Source organism: uncultured Aquincola sp., from assembly GCF_964001545.1.
Lineage (GTDB): Bacteria > Pseudomonadota > Gammaproteobacteria > Burkholderiales > Burkholderiaceae_C > Aquincola.
The window spans coordinates 1-2642 of the sequence record NZ_CAXFDV010000378.1 but is presented as its reverse complement, the minus strand read 5'-3'; the positions used below and the strand labels follow the sequence as shown (position 1 = coordinate 2642).

Here is a 2642-nt window from a genome sequence, read left to right as displayed (position 1 = left end):
TCGGTGTGCGGGGCCACGGCCACGGTGAAGTCGCCGATGGTCTTCAGCGGGCCATTGGGCAGGCGCACTTGCGACTTGGCGATCTCGAAGCCTTCCTTCTTGAGGGCTTCGGCGATGTCGGCGTTGGTGACCGAACCGAACAGACGGCCGTCGACGCCGGCCTTCTGCGAGATACGGACCGACTTGCCGTTGAGCTTGTCGCCCAGGGCTTGAGCGGCGGCCAGCTTCTCGGCGGCGGCCTTCTCGAGCTCGGCGCGGCGGGCTTCGAATTCCTTGATCGCGACGTCGGTCGCGCGGCGGGCGCGCTTGGTCGGGATCAGGAAGTTGCGGGCGTAGCCGTCCTTGACCTTGACGACATCACCGAGGTTGCCCAGGTTGGCAACCTTGTCCAGCAGGATGATTTGCATGGCGGGTTCCTCAGGACTTGTGCTGGTCGCTGTACGGCAGCATGGCCAGGAAACGGGCGCGCTTGATGCACGTCGTCAGCTGGCGCTGGAAGAAGGCGCGCGTGCCGGTCAGGCGAGCGGGCGTGATCTTGCCGTTTTCACCGACGAAATCGCGCAGCGTGTCGATGTCCTTGTAATCGATCTGCTCGACGCCGGCGACCGTGAAGCGGCAGAACCGCTTGCGGCGGAACAGCAGCGACTGTTGGTTGCGCTTGGGCTTGCGATCCTTGGCCGAACGGCCTTTACCACGTGGCGGGGGCATAGTGACCTCTTTTGAATCTGAATCCGGGATTGAACAGGGGGCTCGTCAGTCGAGTGCCGTGATGTGAAACACGATGCCGCGGCCGTTGCGTGCTGCTGCCAGGAAGCCGGCGAAGGTGCGTGTGGCACCCAGCTCCAGCCGACCCAGCGGCTGCGTCACCTCACCGATCGCCACCGAACGCATCTCGAGAGATACCTTGCGGGGGTGGAAGTCTTCGCTGACCTCGGACTCGTGCTTGAGCACCAGGTCCAGGGCCGGCAGTCCGGCGGGTGTGTAGCGCAGCGCGGCACGTTCCAGCAGCTGGGCTTGCAGAACCAGGCGGTTCATGCGGGCCGCTGCCAGGCCGCGAACATCATGCTCAGGCGGCGCTCTCCTGCGCTTGCTGCTTGCGGGCTTCTTCGCGCTCGACCTGCTTCATGATGACGGAAGGCGCGGTTTCGGCCTTGTCCATCGCCACGGTCAGGTGACGCAGCACGGCGTCGTTGAAGCGGAAGCCGGTTTCCAGCTCTTCCAGCGTTTCCTTGCTGCACTCGATGTTGAGGCAGAGGTAGTGCGCCTTGCTCAGCTTCTGGATCTGGTAGGCCAGCTGACGGCGGCCCCAGTCCTCGACGCGGTGCACCGCGCCGCCGGCATTGGTGATGCTGGTCTTGTAGCGCTCCAGCATGGCCGGAACCTGTTCGCTTTGATCCGGATGGATCAGCAGAACGATCTCGTAATGACGCATGGATTCTCCTTGTGGATTCCGAAGTGGAAGCCGCGGCGCTGCATCAAAACGCCTGCGGCAAGGCCCGGAAAGAGCAACTGCCCCACCCGGGAAAGCCCGCGAGTATAGCAGCTCAGCGGCCGGTGGGGGACCGCAGGCGTTCCAACAGCGCCAATTGGGCCGGCTCGGGGCCCGGGCCCAGGCGGCTGGCCAGGGCCATCACCACGAAGCCCACCGGCACGCCGAACACGCCGGCCGCCACCGGATCGATGCCCCACCACAGCATCTCGGGCGTGGGCGGCGGCAGGCCCAGCAGCCCGCGCATCGCGCCCAGGTTGGCCACCATGTAGAAGATGCACACGCCCAGCCCGGCCGCCATGCCGGCGGTGGCGCCGCGCCGCGTGGCCCCGCGCCAGAAGATGCCCAGCACCAGCGCCGGGAAAAAGGCCGAGGCCGCCAGCGAGAAGGCCGCCGACACGAACTGCAGGATGTTGGCGATGCGCAGCGAGGCCACCCAGGCGGCCACCAGCGCAATCACCAGCACCAGCATCTTGGACATCATCACCCGGCGGATGGCCGACGCACCGGGGTTGATGGCGCGGTAGTAGATGTCGTGCGACAGCGCATTGGCCACTGTCAACAGCAGGCCGTCGGCGGTGGACAGCGCGGCCGCCAGCCCACCCGCCGCCACCAGGCAGGTGACCACGTAAGGCAGCCCGCCGATCTCGGGCGCGGCGAGCACCACCACGTCGCTGGAAAGGCGCAGCTCGGCCAACTGCAGCAGGCCGTCGGCGTTGATGTCTTCCACCCACACGAGGCCGGTGTCCAGCTTGTTCCAGCGTCTGATCCAGGCCGGCAACTGGTCGAAGGGCGTGCCGATCAGGTGGCTCAGCACCTCGTACTTCACCAGCACCGCCAGCGCCGGTGCCGACAGGTACAGCAGCACGATGAAGAACAGCGACCAGCCCACCGAGTTGCGCGCGGCGGCCACGGTGGGCGTGGTGTAGTAGCGCGTCAGGATGTGCGGCATCGCGGCCGTGCCCATCATCAGGCACAGCACCAGGGCCATGAAGTTGCGGCGGCCGCCGCCCTCCCCGCCTGCCGCGCTGGCAGGCTGGGTGGAGGCATAAGGCTCGGCCTGCGGCGCCATGCCGCCCAGCGGCAGCGCCTGGCGGGCCGAGTCGTCGCGCTCGCGCTCGTAGGCGGCGCGGGCATCGGTTTCGTTGCGTGG

5 protein-coding genes are annotated in these 2642 nt (G+C 67.1%); all 5 read right to left on the bottom strand.

Going from position 1 to position 2642, the window contains the following annotated elements; all coding sequences use genetic code 11:
* A partial coding sequence (gene rplI, locus ABNT58_RS13000) for a 50S ribosomal protein L9 (RefSeq protein WP_348753896.1) occupies positions 1-407 on the bottom strand: 407 nt, incomplete at its 3' end.
* Positions 408-417: 10 nt separating this feature from the next.
* Positions 418-708, bottom strand: coding sequence for a 30S ribosomal protein S18 (rpsR, locus tag ABNT58_RS12995; RefSeq protein WP_250196887.1), 291 nt, complete (start codon positions 706-708; stop codon positions 418-420).
* Between the two features lie 45 nt (positions 709-753).
* Positions 754-1035 carry a primosomal replication protein N gene (gene priB / locus ABNT58_RS12990; protein ID WP_348753895.1) on the bottom strand — a complete coding sequence of 94 codons (282 nt, stop codon included), beginning with the start codon at positions 1033-1035 and terminating at the stop codon, positions 754-756.
* 31 nt (positions 1036-1066) lie between these two features.
* Positions 1067-1432 (bottom strand): 30S ribosomal protein S6, encoded by a 366-nt coding sequence (rpsF, locus tag ABNT58_RS12985; RefSeq protein ID WP_250196889.1) that lies wholly within the window; start codon positions 1430-1432, stop codon positions 1067-1069.
* Positions 1433-1544: 112 nt separating this feature from the next.
* Positions 1545-2642: VC_2705 family sodium/solute symporter (locus tag ABNT58_RS12980; protein WP_348753894.1), on the bottom strand; the 1098-nt coding region annotated here is incomplete at its 5' end.

Bases quoted from the DNA above. Each gene is read 5' to 3' on its own strand.
- priB (WP_348753895.1), bottom strand. From the start codon at position 1,035: ATGAACCGCCTGGTTCTGCAAGCCCAGCTGCTGGAACGTGCCGCGCTG.
- rpsF (WP_250196889.1), bottom strand. From the start codon at position 1,432: ATGCGTCATTACGAGATCGTTCTGCTGATCCATCCGGATCAAAGCGAA.
- rpsR (WP_250196887.1), bottom strand. From the start codon at position 708: ATGCCCCCGCCACGTGGTAAAGGCCGTTCGGCCAAGGATCGCAAGCCC.